This is a genomic window from Streptomyces katrae (genome assembly GCF_000717655.1).
GTDB lineage: Bacteria > Actinomycetota > Actinomycetes > Streptomycetales > Streptomycetaceae > Streptomyces > Streptomyces katrae_B.
In genome coordinates, this window is sequence record NZ_JNZY01000003.1 from 221,059 (window position 1) to 243,364 (window position 22,306).

Here is a 22,306-nt window from a genome sequence, read left to right on the forward strand (position 1 = left end):
GTTGTGGCGGGACATCGCCTGGCTGTCACCGTGCGCCCACGAGGAAACTCGCGTGTTCGCCCGAGTGGCACCGCTAAACGATCACAAAAGGTGACCTTCGCCCATCGGTAGGCAGGCGGCAGCAGCCATCGACAACTCGACCTCGTTACGGTACGCGCGGCTACGCCATCCGGTCAAACCGAGGCTACGTGCCCCCACACTGTGCACAGGCTGTGGACAACGACTTGAACCGTACCCGTCGGCCTGACTACCGTTGTCTGATCCCGGATTTTTTGTCCCGACCGTCCCAAAGAACCACACATTCGTGGGACCCCTGTGAGAGAGCGTGCTCTGTGGCTGACGTACCTGCCGATCTTGCCGCAGTGTGGCCAAGGGTGCTCGAGAAGCTCCTCGGGGAGGGACAGCAGGCGATCGAGCCCAAGGACAAGCAGTGGGTCGAACGCTGTCAGCCCCTGGCTCTCGTCGCCGACACCGCGCTCCTCGCCGTCCCCAACGAGTACGGCAAGCGCGTCCTGGAGGGCCGGCTCGCCCCGCTGATCAGCGATGCGCTCAGCCGTGAGTGCGGCCGCCCGATCCGCATCGCCATCACCGTGGACGACTCCGCCGGCGAGCCCGCGCCCCTGGCCGCCCCCGCGCAGCAGCGCCCCGAGTCGTACGAGCCGTACGGCGGCCAGCGCCCCGGCGGCCCCGCCGACGACCAGCTCCCGACCGCCCGCCCCGCCTACCCGGACTACCAGCAGTCGCGCCCCGAGCCCGGCTCCTGGCCCCGCGGCGGCCAGCAGGACGACTACGGCTGGCAGCAGCCGCGCCTCGGCGGCTTCCCCGAGCGCGACCCGTACGCCTCCCCGCAGCCGGGTTACCTCCAGCAGTCCGAGCCGGGCGGCTACGAGCAGGGCGGCTACGAGCAGGGCGGCTACGAGCAGCAGCAGTACGAGCCCCGCCAGCAGCAGTCCCATCAGTACGAACAGCAGCAGTACGAGCAGCCGGCCCCCCGCCCGGCGCCCGGCCGGCCCGTGCCGCCCCCGGCCCCGTCCGGCGGCTCCACGTCGGGCCCGCTCGAGCCGACCGCCCGGCTGAACCCCAAGTACCTGTTCGACACCTTCGTCATCGGCGCCTCCAACCGCTTCGCGCACGCCGCCGCGGTGGCCGTCGCCGAAGCGCCCGCCAAGGCGTACAACCCCCTCTTCATCTACGGGGAATCGGGTCTTGGCAAAACGCATCTGCTGCACGCCATCGGGCACTACGCGCGGAGCCTCTACCCCGGCACCCGGGTGCGGTACGTGAGCTCCGAGGAGTTCACCAACGAGTTCATCAACTCGATCCGCGACGGCAAGGGCGACGCGTTCCGCAAGCGCTACCGCGAGATGGACATCCTCCTCGTCGACGACATCCAGTTCCTCGCGAGCAAGGAGTCGACGCAGGAGGAGTTCTTCCACACCTTCAACACGCTCCACAACGCCAACAAGCAGATCGTGCTGTCCTCCGACCGGCCGCCCAAGCAGCTCGTCACCCTCGAGGACCGGCTCCGCAACCGCTTCGAGTGGGGCCTGATCACCGACGTCCAGCCGCCCGAGCTGGAGACCCGTATCGCGATCCTGCGCAAGAAGGCCGTCCAGGAGCAGCTCAACGCCCCGCCGGAGGTACTGGAGTTCATCGCCTCCCGCATCTCGCGCAACATCCGCGAGCTGGAGGGGGCGCTGATCCGGGTCACAGCCTTCGCGAGCCTGAACCGGCAGCCGGTCGACCTGGGCCTGACCGAGGACGTCCTCAAGAACCTGATCCCCGGCGGCGAGGACTCCGCGCCCGAGATCACGGCGTCGGACATCATGGCGGCCACCGCCGACTACTTCGGCCTCACCGTGGACGACCTGTGCGGCTCCTCGCGCAGCCGCGTCCTGGTCACCGCCCGGCAGATCGCCATGTACCTGTGCCGGGAGCTCACGGACCTGTCCCTGCCCAAGATCGGGGCGCAGTTCGGCGGCCGCGACCACACCACCGTCATGCACGCGGACCGCAAGATCCGCGCGCTGATGGCGGAGCGGCGGTCCATCTACAACCAGGTCACCGAGCTCACCAACCGCATCAAGAACGGCTGAGGACGGCCAAGCCGAGCCTCTTCAAACACATCCAGAGGGCGCTCCCGGGGTACTTCGGGGGCGCCCTTCTTCGTCCGCGCGCCTCCGACCTGTTCGAATACGCCCCCTGTGGAGCAACTCATCCACAGATTCCCGGACTTTCCTCCGTCCACAGGGTGGGGACGGCTCCCGTCGCCCACAATCTGTCCACAGGGGTGCCGTATGAGCCCCCATCAACCCTGGTCAGCCCCCTGTGGAATTGTGCGCAAGCGTCATCCACAGGCTGTGGACAGAAGTTTCGTCCACAGGCTCGTCCACGCCTCTGTCCACCGCCGACCCACAGGTTGCCGGATGCTGTGCACAGGATCCGACGAGTTACCCACACCGTTGTCCACTGTTCGGCAACATTGCACCCCCCGTCACTGCCCCGAGTGAAAGCCGTCACACAGAAGTCGACGTTTGGGCTGTGGAGTACCGGGGGAAAGCTGGGGACACACCTGTGGAGTAGTCGGGGTCCCCTGGGGACGGACTGTGCAGAACTTTTCGTTCTCCACAGAGACATCGTGTTGTCCACCGGTGTCACCCACAGGCCCGGTGGATAAAAAACGCGGGTTGACCTGCGAGAACGGGCTTATCCACCGTTTCCACAGGCCCTACTACTACCCCCATAGAGAGTTAGGCCGGTTTCGGTTTTCAAGCGGGTCCTGTGCACAACTCGGTGGGCACGCCTCCCCGACGCCTCGCTCCCGACTTGACCTCCGGCAGCAGCGACTGTCGGCGCCGTACGTCAGACTGGTCCCCGGCAACGAGGCTCCGAGCCATCGAGGGCATCGAGGATCGAGGCATCGAGCCGACGACGAAGGCCGGCAGACGAGCGAGCAACAGCAGGAGGCGGTTCCGGTGAAGATCCGGGTGGAGCGCGACGTACTCGCGGAGGCGGTGGCTTGGGCTGCCCGTAGCCTCCCGGCCCGGCCGCCGGTGCCCGTTCTCGCGGGCCTGCTGCTGAAGGCCGAGGAGGGCACCCTGTCCCTCTCCGGCTTCGACTACGAGGTCTCGGCCCGCGTCTCCGTCGAGGCGGACGTCGAGGAGGACGGCACCGTCCTCGTCTCCGGCCGGCTGCTCGCCGACATCTGCCGGGCCCTCCCCAACCGCCCGGTGGAGATTTCCACAGACGGTGTACGGGCGACCGTGGTCTGCGGCTCCTCGCGATTCACACTCCACACCCTGCCTGTGGAGGAGTACCCGGCGCTGCCGCAGATGCCGACCGCGACCGGCACCGTGCCCGGTGAGGTCTTCGCCTCCGCGGCCGCCCAGGTCGCCATCGCCGCCGGCCGCGACGACACGCTGCCCGTGCTGACCGGTGTCCGCATCGAGATCGAGGGCGACCGCGTCACCCTGGCCTCCACCGACCGCTACCGCTTCGCGGTCCGCGAGTTCCTGTGGAAGCCGGAGAACCCGGACGCGTCCGCCGTGGCCCTGGTGCCCGCCAAGACGCTCCTGGACACCGCCAAGTCCCTGACCAGCGGTGACACCGTCACCCTGGCGCTCTCGGGCTCCGGCGCGGGCGAGGGCCTCATCGGCTTCGAGGGCGCCGGCCGCCGCACCACCACCCGCCTCCTCGAAGGCGACCTGCCGAAGTACCGCACGCTGTTCCCGACGGAGTTCAACTCCATCGCCGTGATCGAGACCGCCCCGTTCGTCGAGGCCGTCAAGCGCGTGGCCCTGGTCGCCGAGCGCAACACCCCGGTCCGCCTCAGCTTCGAGCAGGGCGTGCTGATCCTGGAGGCGGGTTCCTCCGACGATGCACAGGCTGTGGAACGTGTGGACGCCAAGCTCGAGGGCGACGACATCTCGATCGCCTTCAACCCGACCTTCCTGCTGGACGGCCTGAGCGCGATCGACTCCCCGGCCGCGCAGCTGAGCTTCACCACGTCCACGAAGCCGGCGCTGCTGAGCGGCCGCCCGGCGGTCGACGCCGAGGCCGACGAGGCGTACAAGTACCTGATCATGCCGGTGCGCCTGTCCGGCTGACGCACGCCTTCGTCGGGCCCGGTCTCGCAGGCTGCGGGGCCGGGCCCGACGGCGTTCGCCCCACACGCACCCGCACACGCCGTCCAGTGCCGCGTACGGCCGCCCCAGGAGCGCCCGTGGCGCCGCGCGGCACCGCCCGGCGTAGGCTCGGAGCCTGGGTACCCCAGGGGATTCCGGGGAACCCGGCACAGACGGCCACAACGCTTAAGGAACCACCTGATGGAGCTTGGTCTCGTCGGTCTCGGCAAGATGGGCGGCAACATGCGCGAGCGCATCCGCCGTGCAGGCCACACCGTCATCGGATACGACCGCAACCCGGACCTCGCCGATGTCCACAGCCTGCGGGAACTTGTGGACAACCTGCAGGCCCCCCGCGTCGTGTGGGTGATGGTCCCGGCGGGTGCGGCGACGCAGTCCACCGTCGACGAGCTCGCGGAGCTGCTCTCGATCGGCGACATCGTGGTCGACGGCGGCAACTCCCGCTGGACCGACGACGAGAAGCACGCCGAGCAGCTGGCGGCCAAGGGCATCGGCTTCGTCGACTGCGGTGTCTCCGGCGGCGTGTGGGGCCTCGAGAACGGCTACGCGCTCATGTACGGCGGCGCGAAGGACCATGTGGCACGGGTCCAGCCGATCTTCGACGCCCTCAAGCCCGAGGGCGAGTTCGGCGCCGTGCACGCCGGCAAGGTCGGCGCGGGCCACTTCGCGAAGATGGTCCACAACGGCATCGAGTACGCCATGATGCAGGCCTACGCCGAGGGCTGGGAGCTGCTCGAGAAGGTGGACTCGGTCACCGACGTCCGCGAGGTCTTCCGGTCCTGGCAGGAAGGGACGGTCATCCGTTCCTGGCTGCTCGACCTCGCCGTGAACGCGCTGGACGAGGACGAGCACCTCGAGCAGCTGCGCGGCTTCGCGCAGGACTCGGGCGAGGGCCGGTGGACGGTCGAGGCGGCGATCGACAACGCCGTGCCGCTGCCCGCGATCACCGCCTCGCTCTTCGCGCGGTTCGCGTCCCGCCAGGACGACTCTCCGCAGATGAAGATGATCGCCGCGCTGCGCAACCAGTTCGGCGGCCACGCGGTCGAGAAGGCGTAGCCGACCGCCGAAGAGGCACGGCACCACAGCAGCACAGAGCAGAGCAGCAGGAAGCCGGGGGAGGTCGGCGTCGCATGCATGTTTCGCATCTCTCACTGGCCGACTTCCGCTCGTACGCCCGGGCCGAGGTTCCCCTCGACCCGGGCGTCACCGCCTTCGTCGGCCCCAACGGCCAGGGCAAGACGAACCTGGTCGAGGCCATCGGCTACCTGGCGACGCTGGGCAGCCACCGCGTCTCGTCGGACGCGCCGCTGGTACGGATGGGCGCGGACCGGGCGATCATCCGCGCGGCCGTCACCCACGGTGAGCGCCAGCAGCTGGTCGAGCTGGAACTGAACCCGGGGCGGGCCAACCGCGCCCGGATCAACCGGTCCTCGCAGGTCAGGCCCCGGGACGTGCTGGGGATCGTACGGACGGTGCTGTTCGCGCCGGAGGACCTGGCCCTGGTGAAGGGGGATCCCGGGGAGCGCCGGCGGTTCCTCGACGAGCTCGTCACGGCCCGCTCGCCGCGGATGGCGGCGGTCCGGTCGGACTACGAGCGGGTGCTCAAGCAGCGGAACACCCTGTTGAAGTCGGCGGCGATGGCCCGCCGGCACGGCGGCCGCTCCATGGACCTGTCCACCCTCGACGTGTGGGACCAGCACCTCGCGCGCGCGGGCGCGGAGCTGCTGGCGCAGCGCCTCGACCTGATCGCGACGCTGCTGCCGCTGGCGGACAAGGCGTACGAGCAGCTCGCGCCCGGCGGCGGCCCGCTGGGCCTCGCGTACAAGTCCTCGGCAGGCGGCGAGACCTCCGAGACCGCCGGGGCGGTCGACGGCGGTTCGGCGCGCACGCGCGAAGCGCTGTACGAGGTGCTGCTGACGGCCCTGGCCGAGGTGCGCAAGCAGGAGATCGAGCGCGGCGTGACCCTGGTGGGCCCGCACCGCGACGACGTGCTGCTGCGCCTCGGCGACCTCCCGGCCAAGGGATATGCGAGCCACGGCGAGTCCTGGTCGTACGCGCTGGCGCTGCGGCTGGCCTCGTACGAGCTGCTGCGCTCGGAGGGCGTCGAGCCGGTGCTGATCCTGGACGACGTCTTCGCGGAGCTGGACGCACGCCGCCGGGAGCGGCTGGCCGAGCTGGTGGCTCCGGGCGAGCAGGTGCTGGTGACGGCGGCGGTGGACGACGACGTTCCGGGTGTCCTGGCGGGAACCCGGTTCGGGGTGTCCGGCGGTGAGGTGACCCGGCTGTGAGCGACGAGAAGAAGGAACCCCGCAAGGTCCCGGAGCCCTCGGGCGTGGACCTCGCGCGGCAGGCGCTGGCGGCCGCCCGGGAGCAGGCGCGGGCCCGGGGCAATGCGGCCGGCGGGAAGAAGGGGAGCCGGCAGCCGGGACTGCGCTCGGGTGCGCGCGCGGACGGCCGGGACCCGATGCCGCTGATGGCGGCGCTGGACCGGCTGCGCACGGAGCACGGCTGGGAGATGCCGATGGCGGTCGCGGGCGTGATGGAGCGCTGGCCGGAGATCGTCGGGCCGGAGATCGCGGCGCACTGTGAACCGGAGCGGTACGAGGACCGTGAACTGGTCGTGCGGTGTGATTCCTCGGCATGGGCGGCCCAGCTGAAGCTGCTGGCTCCGCAGCTGGTGGCGCGGCTCAACGCGGACCTGGGGCAGGGAACCGTCCGGATGATCAAGGTCCAGGGCCCGGGCGGACGCCCGAAGCGGTACGGACCGCTGCGCGCGCCGGGCAGTACGGGCCCGGGGGACACGTACGGCTGAGCCGGGGCCGCGGGTGGCGTCCCTCACGGTAGCGGGAGGTTGACAGGCCGAAGCGCTGGGTGCCCGTGTGAGCCTCTTTGAGCCCCTTCCCGGATATGGGGAGTCGGAGAGAGGAGGTTCAGGGCGGCACATGCGGACTCAGGTACCGGCAAACCCCCATTCATGTCCGTGGTACCGGTAGACTGAAGCGAATCCCGCCCGCTTGCGGGATCTAGCTGATACACGCTGACAACGCAGATCGACGCAGCCGCTCCTGCTTGCATGCCTGCTGGCCCGGAGTTCGGCCTGTGCTGTGCCAGAAAGGGCGCTTCGTGGCCGATTCCGGCAACCCCAACGACAACCAGTCCACAGCCGGCGAGAACGGCGAGGTAACCGCCTCGTACGACGCCAGCGCGATCCAGGTCCTCGAGGGCCTGGACGCGGTCCGCAAGCGGCCAGGCATGTACATCGGCTCGACCGGTGAGCGCGGGCTGCACCACCTCGTGTACGAGGTGGTGGACAACTCGGTCGACGAGGCCCTGGCCGGGCACGCGGACACCATCGACGTGACGATCCTCGCCGACGGCGGTGTACGGGTCATCGACAACGGCCGAGGCATCCCCGTCGGCATCGTGCCGTCCGAAGGAAAGCCCGCCGTCGAGGTCGTCCTGACGGTCCTGCACGCGGGCGGCAAGTTCGGCGGTGGCGGCTACGCCGTCTCCGGCGGTCTGCACGGCGTCGGCGTCTCCGTCGTGAACGCCCTGTCGACCAAGGTCTCGGTCGAGGTCAAGACGGACGGCCACCGCTGGACCCAGGACTACAAGCTGGGCGTGCCGACGGCCCCGCTGGCCAAGAACGAGGAGACCGACGAGCACGGTACGTCGGTGACGTTCTGGGCCGACGGCGACATCTTCGAGACGACCGAGTACTCCTTCGAGACGCTGTCGCGGCGTTTCCAGGAGATGGCCTTCCTGAACAAGGGCCTGACCCTGTCGCTGACCGACGAGCGCGAGTCGGCGAAGGCCACCGTCGGTGCGGACGACCCCGACGCGGACACGGCCGAGCCCACCGCGCGCACGGTCAAGTACTACTACGAGGGCGGCATCGTCGACTTCGTGAAGTACCTGAACTCGCGCAAGGGCGAGCTCATCCACCCGACCGTCATCGACGTCGAGGCCGAGGACAAGGAGCGCATGCTCTCGGTCGAGATCGCGATGCAGTGGAACTCGCAGTACACGGAGGGCGTCTACTCCTTCGCGAACACGATCCACACCCACGAGGGCGGTACGCACGAGGAGGGCTTCCGTGCGGCGCTGACGGGTCTGGTGAACCGTTACGCGCGCGACAAGAAGCTGCTCCGCGAGAAGGACGACAACCTCGCCGGCGAGGACATCCGCGAGGGTCTGACGGCGATCATCTCGGTCAAACTGGGCGAGCCGCAGTTCGAGGGCCAGACGAAGACCAAGCTGGGCAACACGGAGGCCAAGACCTTCGTGCAGAAGGTCGTCCACGAGCACCTCAACGACTGGTTCGACCGCAACCCGGTCGAGGCCGCGGACATCGTCCGCAAGTCGATCCAGGCGGCCACGGCGCGCGTCGCGGCCCGCAAGGCCCGGGACCTGACGCGCCGCAAGGGTCTGCTGGAGAGCGCCTCGCTGCCGGGCAAGCTGTCCGACTGCCAGTCGAACGACCCGACCAAGTGCGAGATCTTCATCGTCGAGGGCGACTCGGCCGGCGGCTCCGCGAAGTCCGGCCGCAACCCGATGTACCAGGCCATCCTGCCGATCCGCGGCAAGATCCTGAACGTCGAGAAGGCCCGTATCGACAAGATCCTCCAGAACACCGAAGTCCAGGCGCTGATCAGCGCGTTCGGTACCGGTGTGCACGAGGACTTCGACATCGAGAAGCTCCGCTATCACAAGATCATCCTGATGGCGGACGCCGACGTCGACGGCCAGCACATCAACACCCTGCTGCTGACCTTCCTGTTCCGCTTCATGCGGCCGCTGGTCGAGGCCGGTCACGTGTACCTGTCGCGCCCGCCGCTCTACAAGATCAAGTGGGGCCGGGACGACTTCGAGTACGCGTACTCGGACCGCGAGCGCGACGCCCTGGTCGAACTGGGCAAGCAGAACGGCAAGCGGATCAAGGAAGACTCGATCCAGCGCTTCAAGGGTCTGGGCGAGATGAACGCCGAGGAACTGCGCGTCACCACCATGGACGTCGACCACCGCGTGCTCGGCCAGGTCACCCTGGACGACGCGGCCCAGGCCGACGACCTGTTCTCGGTGCTGATGGGTGAGGACGTCGAGGCACGGCGCTCCTTCATCCAGCGCAACGCCAAGGACGTTCGGTTCCTCGACATCTGAGTCGGTCCCCGCTGACCGCCTGAAAGGACTTCTGACCAGCAATGGCCGACGAAACCACCCCCACCGCCGAGAACCCCGCGGAGGAGCAGCCCGTGCTGCGCATCGAGCCCGTCGGGCTCGAGACGGAGATGCAGCGCTCCTACCTCGACTACGCGATGTCCGTCATCGTGTCCCGCGCTCTGCCCGACGTACGGGACGGCCTCAAGCCGGTCCACCGCCGTGTGCTGTACGCGATGTACGACGGCGGCTACCGCCCCGAGAAGGGCTTCTACAAGTGCGCCCGCGTCGTCGGCGACGTCATGGGTACGTACCACCCGCACGGTGACTCCTCGATCTACGACGCCCTGGTCCGCCTGGCCCAGCCGTGGTCGATGCGCATGCCGCTGGTGGACAGCAACGGCAACTTCGGCTCCCCGGGCAACGACCCGGCGGCCGCGATGCGCTACACCGAGTGCAAGCTGATGCCGCTGGCCATGGAGATGCTCCGGGACATCGACGAGGAGACCGTCGACTTCACGGACAACTACGACGGCCGCAACCAGGAGCCGACGGTCCTGCCGGCGCGCTTCCCGAACCTGCTCGTCAACGGCAGCGCCGGTATCGCGGTCGGTATGGCCACGAACATCCCGCCGCACAACCTGCGCGAGGTCGCGGCCGGCGCCCAGTGGGCGCTGGAGCACCCGGACGCCTCGCACGAGGAGCTGCTCGACGCGCTCCTGGAGCGGATCAAGGGTCCCGACTTCCCCTCGGGCGCCCTGGTCGTGGGCCGCAAGGGCATCGAGGAGGCGTACCGGACCGGGCGCGGCTCGATCACGATGCGCGCGGTGGTCGAGGTCGAGGAGATCCAGAACCGCCAGTGCCTGGTGGTCACCGAGCTTCCGTACCAGACCAACCCGGACAACCTGGCGCAGAAGATTGCCGACCTGGTCAAGGACGGCAAGATCGGCGGCATCGCCGACGTGCGCGACGAGACCTCGTCGCGAACGGGTCAGCGCCTGGTGATCGTGCTCAAGCGCGACGCGGTCGCGAAGGTCGTGCTGAACAACCTGTACAAGCACACCGACCTCCAGACGAACTTCGGCGCGAACATGCTGGCGCTGGTGGACGGCGTGCCGCGCACGCTGTCGATCGACGCGTTCATCCGCCACTGGGTCACGCACCAGATCGAGGTCATCGTCCGGCGGACGAAGTTCCGTCTGCGCAAGGCGGAGGAGCGGGCGCACATCCTGCGCGGCCTCCTCAAGGCGCTGGACGCGATCGACGAGGTCATCGCCCTCATCCGGCGCAGCAACACCGTCGAGATCGCGCGCGAGGGCCTGATGGGCCTGCTGGAGATCGACGAGATCCAGGCGAACGCGATCCTCGAGATGCAGCTGCGGCGCCTGGCGGCCCTGGAGCGGCAGAAGATCGTCGCCGAGCACGACGAGCTCCAGGCGAAGATCAACGAGTACAACGCGATCCTGGCCTCGCCGGAGAAGCAGCGCTCGATCGTCAGCGAGGAGCTGGGGGCGATCGTCGAGAAGTACGGCGACGACCGGCGCTCCAAGCTGGTGCCCTTCGACGGGGACATGTCCATCGAGGACCTGATCGCCGAAGAGGACATCGTCGTCACGATCACGCACGGCGGCTACGTCAAGCGCACCAAGACCGAGGACTACCGCTCGCAGAAGCGCGGCGGCAAGGGCGTGCGCGGCACGAAGCTGAAGCAGGACGACCTGGTCGACCACTTCTTCGTCTCCACCACGCACCACTGGCTGCTGTTCTTCACGAACAAGGGCCGGGTCTACCGCTCCAAGGCGTACGAGCTGCCGGACGCCGGCCGCGACGCCCGCGGGCAGCACGTGGCGAACCTGCTGGCCTTCCAGCCGGACGAGAAGATCGCCCAGATCCTCGCGATCCGCGACTACGAGGCCGCCCCGTACCTGATCCTGGCCACCAAGGGCGGCCTGGTGAAGAAGACGGCGCTCAAGGACTACGACTCGCCGCGCTCGGGTGGTGTCATCGCCATCAACCTCCGGGAGACCGGGGACGGCAGCGACGACGAGCTGATCGGCGCCGAGCTGGTGTCCGCCGAGGACGACCTGCTGCTGATCAGCAAGAAGGCGCAGTCGATCCGCTTCACGGCGACGGACGACGCGCTGCGCCCGATGGGCCGTGCGACGTCGGGCGTGAAGGGCATGAGTTTCCGCGAGGGTGACGAACTGCTCTCCATGAGCGTTGTCCGGCCGGGTACGTTCGTCTTCACCGCGACCGACGGCGGCTACGCCAAGCGGACGCCGGTCGACGAGTACCGCGTCCAGGGTCGTGGTGGTCTGGGTATCAAGGCCGCGAAGATCGTGGAGGACCGCGGGTCGCTCGTCGGTGCGCTGGTGGTGGACGAATCGGACGAGATTCTCGCCATCACGCTCAGCGGTGGTGTGATTCGTACGCGAGTCAACGAAGTCAGGGAGACCGGCCGTGACACCATGGGCGTCCAGCTGATCAACCTGGGCAAGCGCGATGCCGTGGTCGGCATCGCCCGTAACGCCGAGGCCGGTCAGGATGCTGACGAGACCGAGGCAGCCGAAGGACCGGCCGCCGAGGCCGCCGAGGGCACGCAGCCCTCGGCCGGGGAGCACGAGGAGTAAGTCGTGAGTGGAGCCACGGGCGCCGGACCGGCCAAGACTGGGGACGACGGTGCCCGTGGCCCCGCCGCGGACTCCCCCGGTGGGGGCGCGGCCGCCGAGGGCAGGGGGAGAACCGTGACGGACACCCGCAAGCAGGAGCAGGCCGCGGCCGGCCAGCAGCCGGAGCAGCCGTACCACCCGCCGCAGGCCTACGCGGCGCCCCCGGGCCCGGGCGCGCCGCGGGGCGCCGGGGACGCCGGTGCGCAGCGCAAGCCGCGTACGGGGGCCCGTACGACGCCCAGGACGCGCAAGGCGCGGCTGAGGGTGGCCAAGGCCGACCCGTGGTCGGTCATGAAGGTCAGCTTCCTGCTGTCGATCGCGCTGGGCGTCTGCACGATCGTGGCGTCGGTGGTGCTGTGGATGGTCATGGACGCCATGGGCGTCTTCTCGACCGTCGGCGGCACCATCAGCGAGGCGACCGGGTCGAACGAGAGTAACGGCTTCGACCTCCAGTCGTTCCTGTCGCTGCCGCGGGTTCTGATCTTCACGTCGGTCATCGCGGTGATCGACGTGGTGCTGGCGACGGCGCTGGCGACGCTGGGCGCGTTCATCTACAACCTGTCGGCGGGCTTCGTCGGCGGTGTGGAGCTCACGCTCGCCGAGGACGAGTGACCGCCGGATGACCTGCGGGGACTGCCCCGCGGAACGGATTTTGGCGTGACCGTGTCTGTGCGCTAATCTTCAGGAGTCAGCGCGCAGCGCGGATGGGGCTATAGCTCAGTTGGTTAGAGCGCATCCCTGATAAGGATGAGGCCACAGGTTCAAATCCTGTTAGCCCCACAGTGACGAAGACCCCCAGGCCCACGGCCTGGGGGTCTTCGTCGTAGGGCCGGTTGAGGCCTTCCCAGGTCACCGAACGGTATCGGTGCGTGTGTATTGTTGGCCGTCAGAAGTCCCCAACGTCAACGAAAGACGAGGTCGCGCGGTGAAGAAGCTGCTCCTGGTCGCACTGGCCGCCATCGGCGGGCTCCTCGTGTACCGCCAGATCCAGGCGGACCGCGCCGAGCAGGACCTGTGGACGGAGGCAACCGACTCCGTGCCTTCCGGTTCCGGTGTGTGAGACCGAAAGCTGATCTCATGAAGCCCCGGCTGCCGCTGCGGCCGGGGCTTTGTGCTGTTCTGTGACAAAAAGTTGCGTTATGCAAAGATTTGGCTTGCGCTAGCAAAACCGGGGTGGGCGTGATGGCTGGGGTAGGGAAGACGGTGCTGGTGGGGGCGGCGGCCCTGGGGCTGGCCGTGGGCCTGCCGGGGGCGGTGCAGGCCGCCACGACGCCCCCGCAGCCGCTGCCGGCGTACCAGGGCGCCCCGGGCGCCAGGAAGATCGAGGGCAAGGCCAGCAGCGCGGACGCCCCGCTCGTGGCGGCCGGGCAGGCCTACACGGACACCGTGGCCCCGGGCGAGCGCGTCTACCGGCTCAACCTCGACGACGCCTCCAGCGTGTACTTCTCCGCGGTGCTCCAGCCCCCGCGCGGGGCCAAGGTCGGATACGGCGACGGCCTCGAGGTCGCCCTCATGACCAAGGAGGGTGCGCGCTGCCCGGACAACCCCGGCAAGGCCGGCTTCGGCTACGACCCGGTCCCGCTCGGCGCCGTCGCCGTACGGCGGCTCGAGGAGGACGCCGAATGCCAGGGCGCCGGGGTCTACTTCGCCAAGGTCACCCGCACCGCCGCCAAGGACTCCGACCAGAGCGCGTGGCCGGTGGAACTCCTGCTCCAGCGCGAGCCCGGCCTCGCCACGGGCAGCGCCCCCACCACCGCGCCCAGCGTCTGGCCCTCGGCCTCGCCGACGCTGCCCGGCAGCGAGCCGGTGGCGCGGAGCGGCGGTACCGGCTTCAACGACGCCCGCGCCCTGGGCCGCGGGGTCTGGCGTGACGACCTGCGGCCCGGGCAGACCCGCTTCTACCGGGTACCGCTGGACTGGGGGCAGCAGTTGGGGCTCAGCGCCGAGGTCGCCGACGCCAGGATGACCAAGTCGTACGGGTCGGCCTCCAACGGGCTCACCGTCGCGCTCTACAGCCCGTACCGGAGCCTGGTCGCGGACAAGGACATCTCCTACAGCGGCAAGCAGGCGGGCGTCACCCTGCCGAAGACCGCCCCGGTGGCGTACGAGAACCGCTTCTCGGGCACCGACGAGGTGGCCGGGGCCCGGGTGGCCGGCTGGTACTACATCGCCGTGACCCTGGGCGGGAAGGTCGCCGAGTTCACCGAGGACGCGAGCCCCGTGCCGCTGACCCTGCGGATGGACGTCGTCGGCAGCCCGGCCAAGGGGCCCGCGTACAAGGAGAGCCTGACCGCCGCCGGGTTCGGGGTGGGCGCCGACGACCGGGCCGCGGCCAAGGACGGGCTCACCGCCCCCGAGGCCTCGGCCGCGGCCGGCGACCGCTCGGTGATGCGGGTGGTGGCCGGCGCGGGCTTCGGCACCGGGACGGCGCTGCTGCTGGTGCTCGGCGGATGGATCCTGCTGGCCCGGCGGGGCAGGAACGCATAGCCCGCCGGGGCTTCAGACCCCGGTCAGTGCCCAGACGCCCACGGCGAAGCAGAGCAGCGCGGCGACCAGGATCCCGACGGTGACCTTCGGCGGGGGCGGGGCGATGCCGCCGGTCCGGACGGGAGGCGCGGCAGGGGCGGCCGGCTGCGGGACGGCCGGCGGCGCCGGCGGAGCCAGGTGGAAGCTGCCGGTCCCGCCGGTGGGGGCCGCGTACGGGGAGGCCGGGGAGGCCGCGTACGGGGAGGCGGGCGAGGGCGCGTACGGGGAGGCCTGGGCCGTCATGACCGTGCCGCGGGGATCGGTACGGGCGGGCTCGGCGGCCGCCGGCGCGGTCTTTGCCGCCGTCGGCGGGGTACCGGACGGCTGCACCGCCGCCGCGGCGGCCGTGGGCGCCTCGGGGGTCACCGCAGCCGTGCTCTGCGGCCCCTGGGGGCCGAAACCGGCGGGGAGCGGGCCGAGTTGGTCGAACACCTCCACCGGGTCCTCGTCCGGGGCCGGCGGCGGGAGCAGCTCCACGGCCCCGGCAAGGGCCTTGCGGGCCCCGGTGGCGGTCCGGAACCGGCTCTGGGGGTCCGGCTGCAGGAGGTTCGCGACGACGTCCCAGAGCGGCGCGGGGACGCCCTCGGGGGCGCCGGGGGTGCCGTGGGCGAGGAAGTGCTCCACCAGGGCCTGGGAATCGGGTTTGCGGCCCTGGAGGAGGTACAGGGCGACCAGCCCGACGGCGAAGAGGTCCGCGGTGAAGTCGGGTTCGGAGCCGAGCAGTTGTTCGGGGGCGAAATAACCGGGCGTGCCCACCACGTAGTTGGTCTCGGTGAGCCGGGGCTCGCCCTTGCGCATCGAGATGCCGAAGTCGGAAAGCCGCAGGTGCGGCCGTCCCGTGCCGGTGGCCTCCATCAGGATGTTGGCCGGTTTGATGTCGCGGTGGACGACACCCTCCGCGTGCACCGCGGCCAGCCCCGACAGGAGCTGGTCGAGCAGCGTGCACACGAAGCGGGGCGGCAGCGGTCCGTAGTCCCCGATCACGTGGCCGAGGGAACCCCCGGCGACGAGGTCCATCGTGAACAGGACCTTGTCGTCGTCCGCCGCCCAGCTGGCCGGGGCCAGCACGTGCGGATGGTCGATGCGCAGGGCCTGCTCCCGCACGAAGCGCAGCAGGGTGTGGGCGTCGCTCTGCTGGAGGACCTTGGCGGCGACGTACCGGCGACGCCGGTGGTCCCAGGCCCGCCATACGGCGCCCACGCCGCCACGGCCGATCGGATCGATCAGCTCGTACCGGCCGGCGAAGATCTCACCCATCGCTGCGCCCGTCCCCCGTTCCCGTCCGTCGTGTCAGTTCTGGTGCGACTCGTAGTGGGCGACCGCGTCGGCGGTGCGGCCCGCGCCGTAGACACGGAGGAACTCTGCCAGTTCCGGATGGCTGGGGGCGAGGGAGTCGGCGGCGTCGATGATGTCGCCGGCCGCGGAGACGGAGCGCAGCAGCGACTGGATCTCCCGGACGACGCGCTTGACGGTGGGTGCGCCGGAACTGGTCGTGGTCTGGCCGCTGTTGCTGAGGACGGAGCCCCCCTGGGTCTTCTTGATCTCGTCCATCCGGTCGGTGGCCTCGGCCGCGCTGACGCTTCCGTCCGCCACCTGGCCGGCGAGGTCCTGGAGCGCCTGGACGCGCTGGACCACGGCCGGATTCCCGATCTTGGCCCGCTGGCCGCTCATCAGCTGGGAGAGCATGGGCGCGGACAGTCCGAGGACGGCAGCGAGGCGGGCCTGGTTCAAGCCGAGGTCATCTATGAGCCGGCGGAAGAGGGCACCGAGCGGCTCCCCGTACCAACTGCGCTGAAGCTCCCGGGCTCTGGCCGTGGCCTCTTGCTGTACAGCGTCCACTCTTACTACTCCCCTACTTCGCTGGTGCGAACCTCGCGAGCATCTTACGGAGAGTGGTCGCACGGCGGGAGTCCCTATCATTTTGCGAGATGCGGGGGTACACCCGGTACTCTGTTCTGCGGAACGGCCACTCCTTCGCGGGAGACGGTCGCGTCCACCGTTTCGGGGCTTTAGCTCAGTTGGTAGAGCGCTGCCTTTGCAAGGCAGATGTCAGGAGTTCGAATCTCCTAAGCTCCACAGCATCAGAGGCCCCCTGGCCAGCGGAAACGCCGGTCAGGGGGCCTCTTCGTGCAGGGGGCGGGGACTGCGTGCGGCCGCCGCTAGAGGTCGATCCAGTAGCGCCGCTTGGGGCCGATGAGCGTCTCGCGGACGTCCTCGAGGACGCCTCCGCCGCGCTCGATCGTGCGCACGGATCCCGTGTTGTCCGGGTCGCACGTCAGCAGGACCCGGTCCATTCCCATGATCCGGGCCTCGTGCAGGACCTCGCGCAGGGCCCAGCCGGCCAGGCCGCGGCGGCGGGCGGAGGGCCGCACGCCGTAGCCGATGTGGCCGCCGGCGTCGAGGAGGAACCCGTTCAGGTAGTGGCGCAGGTCGATGGCGCCCAGATAGGTGTCGTCCTCGGTGATCCACCAGTACGTGGCGTGGACGCGGCCCTGCTCGACCGGGAGGGTGCGGTCCCCGTACCGGTGCAGCCGCTCGGTCCAGGCGGCGAAGCCCTCGGCGCTGTCGACGTCGTCGCCGGAGCCGAGACCGGCTCCGTCCATGTGGGCGTCGGGACCCCATTCCTCGTGGGCGGCGAGCCAGGAGGCGTGCAGCCGGGGGGAGGGGAGGATGAGCTCGGGCATCCGGGGACAGTAACAGCCCGGCGGCAGACCGGGCGGCCCGTCGGCGAGCGGTTGCGGTGTCCCCCGGTTGGCGCCGTCACAGGGCCGGGCGGCCGCTCCTGTCCGACAGTGGGGGAAGGCACCGAGCCAGGGGGCGACACCACCGCCGGAGGCGTACAGACATGGGACTCTTCGACTTCCTCAAGTCCGACAAGAAGAAACACGAGGCCGCCGAGAAGGCAGCGGCGGCCTCGTCCGCCGACTACGCGACGAAGTACAGCGACGCCGTCTCGGCCACCAAGGCCGCCGCCGAGCGGATGGCCGCCGCGGCTCCGCCGAAGGCCGCACCGGCTCCGCCCAAGCCGACCGCGGCGCCCCACTCGCCGTACACCCCGACCCCGGCGTCCGCCGCGCACAAGGCGGTTCCGGCGGCCCCGGCCCCGGGGCCCGCGCCGGCCGGCGCGCAGCTCGTGTACACCGTGCGGGCCGGTGACTCGCTCTCCTCGATCGCCCGCCGGGAGCTGGGCAACGAGGCCCGCTGGCGTGAGCTGTACGCCATGAACAGGGGCGTCATCGGCTCCAACCCCGAACTGCTCCGCCCGGGGCAGGTGCTCACCCTCCCCCGCTAGCCGGGCGGGAGGGCGGGAACGGCGGGAGGGCCCGGATCCACCGGATCCGGGCCCTCCCGCCTGCCGTCCGCGTCAGGTGCCTGTCCGCTACATCGGGTTCTCGTCCGCCGAGCCCGACCCGGTCTCGCGCTCCTTCGCCGCCAGCTCGTCGTCGAAGCTGGCCTGGTCCCGGGACAGCTCCGTGGCCTCGGGCGGCTCGACGAGCCAGTCCGGGTTCGACTGCTGGTCCCACCAGCGCCACGCCATGTACGCGCCGACCGCCACGACGCCGACCACCGCCACCCACTTGAACGCCCGGCCGGTGCGGGCCCGCCGCTCGTTGCGCCTGACCAGCTTCTGCACTTCCTTGGCCGACACCTGGCCGCGCAGCGCCGCCAAGGCCGCCGTCGACCGCGACGCGGCTTCCTCGGCCACCGGCTGGGCCGCCGCCAGCGCGCTCTCGAGCCGCGGCTGGGTGTAGTCGGCCGCCTGGCGCGCCGCCCGGCGCGTGTGGTGGACCGCCACCGTCGCCGCCCGGTCGACGTTCGGCGGCACGTGTGCCCGCGCCGCCTTCATCGCCGGGTGGACATGGCAGTCGTACGCCGTACGGGCTTGCCGTGCCGCCTCGGCGGTCGCGTACGACACCTTCGGCGCCAGCCGCTCGTTCGCCTCGGTCGCATAGTGCACCGCGGCTTCCCTGGCGGTTGCGGCGTACGGCGCCACCGCTTCCGCGGCGTGCTTGACCGTGTCCCTGGCGCTTTCGGCGGCCAGGTGCACGCTGTCCTTGCGGGTCACGGGATCCTCCTCCTCGGTGGCGGACACAGTTCACCTTTCCACCCTTTGTCGGATCATGCCTGCCATACCGCTGGGCGGCATGCGTGACAGGGCATACGGGTGGAGGATTTCTCTGCCGTGCAGCCCTCCGTGGGAGGATCTGGAACCGACAGTGATGACTATGGAAGGCAGATCCGTGGCCGAGAAGCTCTACGCCACCCTGAAGACCAACCACGGCGACATCGAGATCGAGCTGCTGGCGAACTTCGCCCCGAAGACGGTCAAGAACTTCGTGGAGCTGGCCACGGGCGCCCGCGAATGGACCCGTCCCACCGACGGCCAGAAGACCACCGATCCGCTGTACGACGGCACCGTCTTCCACCGCGTCATCAGCGGCTTCATGATCCAGGGCGGCGACCCGCTGGGCAACGGCACCGGCGGTCCCGGCTACCAGTTCGGCGACGAGTTCCACCCCGACCTGGCCTTCACCAAGCCGTACCTGCTCGCCATGGCCAATGCCGGCCCGGGCACCAACGGGTCCCAGTTCTTCATCACCGTCGCGCCCACCGCCTGGCTGACCCGCAAGCACACCATCTTCGGCGAGGTCACCGACAAGGCCAGTCAGAAGATCGTGGACGACATCGCCGGCCTGCAGACGAACCCGCGCACCGAGCGGCCCCTCGACGACGTGATCATCCAGTCCGTCGTCGTCGAGAAGCGCTGACCCCCGAGCCGTCGCCCCGGGAACCTTTCCGCCCCGCCCGTCCGTCCTGGATGTGTACCGGACCGGCGGGGTGCACCCCCTGCCCCGCCGCTGATCGAGGGGACCGATGGACACCGACCGTCTGCCGGGCTGCTACCGCCACCCGGACCGCGACACGGGGATCCGCTGCACGCGCTGCGAGCGGCCGATCTGCACCGAGTGCATGATCAGCGCCTCGGTCGGCTTCCAGTGCCCCGACTGCGTCCGTGACGGCTCCGGCACCGGCAACGGCCCGGCTGCGACCGCGCCGCGCACCCTGGCGGGCGGGGTGGTGGCAGCCGATCCCCACCTCGTCACCAAGGTCCTCATCGGGATCAACCTGGCGCTGTTCCTGGTGGGGCAGCTCGCGCCGGCGCTCGTCGTCCAGCTGGAGCTGCTCGGGCGGTACGTCGAGTACTTCGGCGGCCCCGTGGAAGGGGTTTCCACCGGCCAGTTCCACCGGCTGCTGAGCTCGGTGTTCCTGCATGTGGAGTGGTGGCACATCGGGGGCAACATGCTGGCCCTGTGGGTGATCGGCGGACCGCTCGAAGCGGCTCTGGGCCGGGTCCGCTACCTCGCCGTGTTCGTGCTGTCCGGCCTCGGCGGAAGTGCCCTCGTCTATCTGCTGACCGCCCCGAACACACCGACCCTCGGTGCCTCCGGCGCCATCTTCGGCCTGCTCGGCGCAACCGTCGTCCTCGTGCGCCGGCTGCGCTACGAGATGCGGCCGGTGATCACCATGGTCGTGCTCATGCTGGTGCTGACCTTCGTGCCGTTCGGAGGCAGCCTGTCCGTGTCCTGGCAGGCCCACATCGGCGGCCTGGTGACCGGGCTGCTGGTCGGTCTGGGCATGGTGGGACCGGCCGCCGGCAGGACGCGCACGCTCGTCCAGTGGGGGACCTGCGCGGCGGCATTCCTGCTGGCAGCGGCGGTGGTCCTGATCCGTACGGCCGAACTCACCTGATCACACCGGCGTCAACACTCCACAGGGTTATCCACAGATCTTCTGTCTTTTCCTCAGGTGTGGATGACGCTGTGGATAACTCATGGGGAGAGCTTGTCGGACCCGGTGCGCCTGTGCTTGCCGGCGCTCGGACCGGGGCCGGCTACTTCCACTGAGTGGAGACGCCGAACCCCGCCGCGATGAAGCCGAAACCGACCACGATGTTCCAGTTGCCCAGTGCCTCGACCGGCAGCTGGGTCTCGGTCACGTAGAAGACGACGATCCACGCGAGACCGATCAGGAAGAACGCCAGCATGACCGGGGCGACCCAGCTGCGGTTGGTCAGCCTGATGGTCTGCGCCTGCTTCGCCGGCGGCGGCGTGTAGTCGTCCTTCTTGCGGATACGTGACTTCGGCACGAGGGGCTCTCCTGTCGATGCGCTGGGGACCTTGCCTGCCCCGGGCGTCCGTTAGCGTAGTGGACCTGTGGCGTTGAAGGAGAAGGGTACGTTGAGCAATTCCGACGACTCCTCCGCGGGTCCCCGTCGCCGGGCCAGACCGGTCCGGCTGCTGACGGCCGCCGTGTTCGCCCTGGCGGGCCTCATCTTCGTCACCAGTTTCAACACGTCCAAGGGTACGAACATCCGGACGGACGCATCGCTCCTCAAGCTCTCGGACCTCATCCACGAGCGCAGCCAGAACAATGCGCTGCTCGAGCAGAGCACCGCGGCCGTCCGCAGCCGGGTGGACGCCCTCGCCGAGCGGGACGACGGCAGCACCAAGGCCGAGGACGCCAAACTGGCCGCCCTGCGCATCGCCTCCGGCACCGAGCCGCTGTCCGGCAAGGGCCTCACGGTCACGCTGAACGACGCCCCGCCGAACGCCACGGCCCGCATCCCCAACGTGCCCGAGCCGCAGCCCAACGACCTGGTGATCCACCAGCAGGACCTCCAGGCCGTGGTGAACGCCCTGTGGCAGGGCGGCGCCCAGGGCATCCAGGTCATGGACCAGCGGCTGATCTCCACCAGCGCGGTGCGCTGCGTCGGCAACACGCTGATCCTCCAGGGCCGGGTCTACTCGCCCCCGTACAAGGTGACGGCGGTCGGCGACCCGGCCGCGCTGCGCAAGGCGCTCGCGGCCTCCCAGGCCCTGCAGAACTACCAGCTGTACGTGACGGCGTACGGGCTCGGCTGGAAAGTGGACGAGCACAAGGAGCTGACACTTCCCGGGTACTCCGGCACAGTGGACCTCCACTATGCGAAGCCGCTGGATGCCTCTTCCGCGACCAGTACGCCGTGACGTCGTACTGCGCCTGGCGGTGCGGACCTTCAGCGAGGTGTGCCTGACGGCGGGCACGCTGATCGTGCTCTTCGTCGCGTACGTCCTGCTGTGGACCGGGGTCAAGGCCGACCGGGCCATGGACGGGGAGATGGCCCGGATGCGCGACCGCTGGGCCTCGGCCGCCGCGCCCGAGGCCGCCCCGGCCGCGAGCCCTGCCGCAAGCCCGGCCGTGAGCCCGGCCGCCCCGCAGCCCGCGCCCTCGCAGCCGGCGCAGGACCAGCCCGGTTACGTGCCGGGCCGGCCCTTCGCCGAGATGTACATCCCGCGCTTCGGCCCGGGCTGGAACAAGCCGGTCCTCGAGGGCACCGGTACGGAACTGCTGAAGAAGGGCCTCGGCCACTACCCGGGCACGGCCCGCCTCGGCGGCACCGGGAACTTCTCCGTGGCGGGCCACCGGCGGACCTACGGCGACCCCTTCAAGGACTTCCCCGAGCTGCGGCCCGGCGACGTCGTGATCCTCAAGGACGCGACGGCCTGGTACACGTACACGGTCCGCAGCGAGCCGCTGCGCACGCTGCCCACCGACATCGGCGTGGTCGACCCGGTGCCGCGCAGGTCGCCGTTCACGGGCCCCGGGCGGTACCTGACGCTGACGACCTGCGATCCGGAATGGGGCCACAGCCACCGGCTGGTCGTGTGGGCGGAGCTGACCGGGACCCGTACGGCCGCCCAGGGCCGCCCCGAGGGTTTGCCGAGCTGACCCACCGGGCCGGGCCGCTGCCTTTAGTCTGTTCGCGTA

General features: G+C 70.1%; 20 protein-coding genes and 2 tRNA genes. 17 read left to right on the forward strand and 5 right to left on the reverse strand.

Annotated features, from left to right (window positions below):
• Positions 1 to 332: 332 nt before the first annotated feature.
• The 11 genes from dnaA to IF09_RS0106060 all read left to right on the forward strand — a co-directional run bounded on the left by dnaA (position 333) and on the right by IF09_RS0106060 (position 14,458).
• On the forward strand, positions 333 to 2,096 hold the full coding sequence (gene dnaA, locus IF09_RS0106010; RefSeq protein WP_078613074.1) for a chromosomal replication initiator protein DnaA: 1,764 nt from the start codon (positions 333 to 335) through the stop codon (positions 2,094 to 2,096).
• A gap of 879 nt (positions 2,097 to 2,975) precedes the next feature.
• Complete coding sequence (dnaN, locus tag IF09_RS0106015) at positions 2,976 to 4,106, forward strand: DNA polymerase III subunit beta (RefSeq protein WP_030153167.1); 1,131 nt, start codon at positions 2,976 to 2,978, stop codon at positions 4,104 to 4,106.
• Between the two features lie 219 nt (positions 4,107 to 4,325).
• On the forward strand, positions 4,326 to 5,201 hold the full coding sequence (gene gnd, locus IF09_RS0106020) for a phosphogluconate dehydrogenase (NAD(+)-dependent, decarboxylating) (RefSeq protein WP_030292648.1): 876 nt from the start codon (positions 4,326 to 4,328) through the stop codon (positions 5,199 to 5,201).
• A 74-nt stretch (positions 5,202 to 5,275) separates the two neighbouring features.
• A complete protein-coding gene (gene recF / locus IF09_RS0106025) occupies positions 5,276 to 6,433 on the forward strand; it encodes a DNA replication/repair protein RecF (protein WP_030292650.1) in 1,158 nt (385 codons plus the stop codon).
• Positions 6,430 to 6,957 carry a DUF721 domain-containing protein gene (locus IF09_RS0106030; protein ID WP_030292652.1) on the forward strand — a complete coding sequence of 176 codons (528 nt, stop codon included), beginning with the start codon at positions 6,430 to 6,432 and terminating at the stop codon, positions 6,955 to 6,957. The genes recF and IF09_RS0106030 overlap by 4 nt, the downstream gene beginning before the upstream one ends.
• A 287-nt stretch (positions 6,958 to 7,244) precedes the next feature.
• On the forward strand, positions 7,245 to 9,305 hold the full coding sequence (gene gyrB, locus IF09_RS0106035; RefSeq protein WP_030292654.1) for a DNA topoisomerase (ATP-hydrolyzing) subunit B: 2,061 nt from the start codon (positions 7,245 to 7,247) through the stop codon (positions 9,303 to 9,305).
• Positions 9,306 to 9,346: 41 nt separating this feature from the next.
• A complete protein-coding gene (gene gyrA, locus IF09_RS0106040; RefSeq protein WP_030292656.1) occupies positions 9,347 to 11,932 on the forward strand; it encodes a DNA gyrase subunit A in 2,586 nt (861 codons plus the stop codon).
• 3 nt (positions 11,933 to 11,935) lie between these two features.
• Entirely contained in the window at positions 11,936 to 12,583 is a 648-nt protein-coding gene (locus IF09_RS0106045) for a DUF3566 domain-containing protein (RefSeq protein WP_078613075.1), read from the forward strand.
• Between the two features lie 94 nt (positions 12,584 to 12,677).
• A tRNA-Ile gene (locus tag IF09_RS0106050) sits at positions 12,678 to 12,751 on the forward strand.
• A 145-nt stretch (positions 12,752 to 12,896) separates the two neighbouring features.
• Positions 12,897 to 13,031 (forward strand): DLW-39 family protein, encoded by a 135-nt coding sequence (locus tag IF09_RS46765; protein WP_208809277.1) that lies wholly within the window; start codon positions 12,897 to 12,899, stop codon positions 13,029 to 13,031.
• A gap of 122 nt (positions 13,032 to 13,153) precedes the next feature.
• Positions 13,154 to 14,458: a hypothetical protein gene (locus tag IF09_RS0106060; protein ID WP_106974996.1), complete on the forward strand. Its 1,305-nt coding sequence runs from the start codon at positions 13,154 to 13,156 to the stop codon at positions 14,456 to 14,458.
• 12 nt (positions 14,459 to 14,470) lie between these two features.
• Here the strand turns inward: IF09_RS0106060 and IF09_RS0106065 are convergent, their stop codons facing one another.
• Both IF09_RS0106065 and IF09_RS0106070 read right to left on the reverse strand, forming a co-directional pair.
• The gene (locus IF09_RS0106065; RefSeq protein ID WP_030292663.1) at positions 14,471 to 15,754 is read right to left on the reverse strand and encodes a serine/threonine-protein kinase; all 1,284 of its coding nucleotides are present in this window, start codon (positions 15,752 to 15,754) and stop codon (positions 14,471 to 14,473) included.
• A gap of 33 nt (positions 15,755 to 15,787) precedes the next feature.
• Positions 15,788 to 16,336, reverse strand: a complete 549-nt coding sequence (locus tag IF09_RS0106070) for a helix-turn-helix domain-containing protein (protein ID WP_030292665.1) — start codon at positions 16,334 to 16,336, stop codon at positions 15,788 to 15,790.
• A gap of 164 nt (positions 16,337 to 16,500) precedes the next feature.
• Here IF09_RS0106070 and IF09_RS0106075 point away from each other — a divergent pair.
• Positions 16,501 to 16,573, forward strand: a tRNA-Ala gene (locus IF09_RS0106075).
• A gap of 83 nt (positions 16,574 to 16,656) precedes the next feature.
• Here IF09_RS0106075 and IF09_RS0106080 read toward each other — a convergent pair.
• Positions 16,657 to 17,181: a GNAT family N-acetyltransferase gene (locus IF09_RS0106080; protein WP_030292667.1), complete on the reverse strand. Its 525-nt coding sequence runs from the start codon at positions 17,179 to 17,181 to the stop codon at positions 16,657 to 16,659.
• Between the two features lie 161 nt (positions 17,182 to 17,342).
• Here IF09_RS0106080 and IF09_RS47860 point away from each other — a divergent pair, with 161 nt between their 5' ends.
• Positions 17,343 to 17,789 (forward strand): LysM peptidoglycan-binding domain-containing protein, encoded by a 447-nt coding sequence (locus tag IF09_RS47860; protein ID WP_051832130.1) that lies wholly within the window; start codon positions 17,343 to 17,345, stop codon positions 17,787 to 17,789.
• 87 nt (positions 17,790 to 17,876) lie between these two features.
• Here the strand turns inward: IF09_RS47860 and IF09_RS0106090 are convergent, their stop codons facing one another.
• The gene (locus IF09_RS0106090) at positions 17,877 to 18,563 is read right to left on the reverse strand and encodes a DUF5324 family protein (protein WP_037634148.1); all 687 of its coding nucleotides are present in this window, start codon (positions 18,561 to 18,563) and stop codon (positions 17,877 to 17,879) included.
• Positions 18,564 to 18,738: 175 nt separating this feature from the next.
• On the opposite strand from IF09_RS0106090, the gene IF09_RS0106095 reads away from it, so the two are divergent.
• Together IF09_RS0106095 and IF09_RS0106100 are read left to right on the forward strand one after the other, a co-directional pair.
• Positions 18,739 to 19,266 carry a peptidylprolyl isomerase gene (locus tag IF09_RS0106095; protein ID WP_030292672.1) on the forward strand — a complete coding sequence of 176 codons (528 nt, stop codon included), beginning with the start codon at positions 18,739 to 18,741 and terminating at the stop codon, positions 19,264 to 19,266.
• 106 nt (positions 19,267 to 19,372) lie between these two features.
• Entirely contained in the window at positions 19,373 to 20,248 is an 876-nt protein-coding gene (locus IF09_RS0106100) for a rhomboid family intramembrane serine protease (RefSeq protein WP_030292674.1), read from the forward strand.
• Between the two features lie 142 nt (positions 20,249 to 20,390).
• Here IF09_RS0106100 and crgA read toward each other — a convergent pair whose 3' ends face one another.
• Positions 20,391 to 20,645: a cell division protein CrgA gene (crgA, locus tag IF09_RS0106105; protein WP_030292680.1), complete on the reverse strand. Its 255-nt coding sequence runs from the start codon at positions 20,643 to 20,645 to the stop codon at positions 20,391 to 20,393.
• 91 nt (positions 20,646 to 20,736) lie between these two features.
• On the opposite strand from crgA, the gene IF09_RS0106110 reads away from it, so the two are divergent.
• Together IF09_RS0106110 and IF09_RS0106115 are read left to right on the forward strand one after the other, a co-directional pair.
• Positions 20,737 to 21,525 carry a DUF881 domain-containing protein gene (locus IF09_RS0106110; RefSeq protein WP_030292682.1) on the forward strand — a complete coding sequence of 263 codons (789 nt, stop codon included), beginning with the start codon at positions 20,737 to 20,739 and terminating at the stop codon, positions 21,523 to 21,525.
• A complete protein-coding gene (locus IF09_RS0106115) occupies positions 21,497 to 22,267 on the forward strand; it encodes a class E sortase (RefSeq protein WP_030292684.1) in 771 nt (256 codons plus the stop codon). The genes IF09_RS0106110 and IF09_RS0106115 overlap by 29 nt, the downstream gene beginning before the upstream one ends.
• Positions 22,268 to 22,306 lie beyond the last annotated feature (39 nt).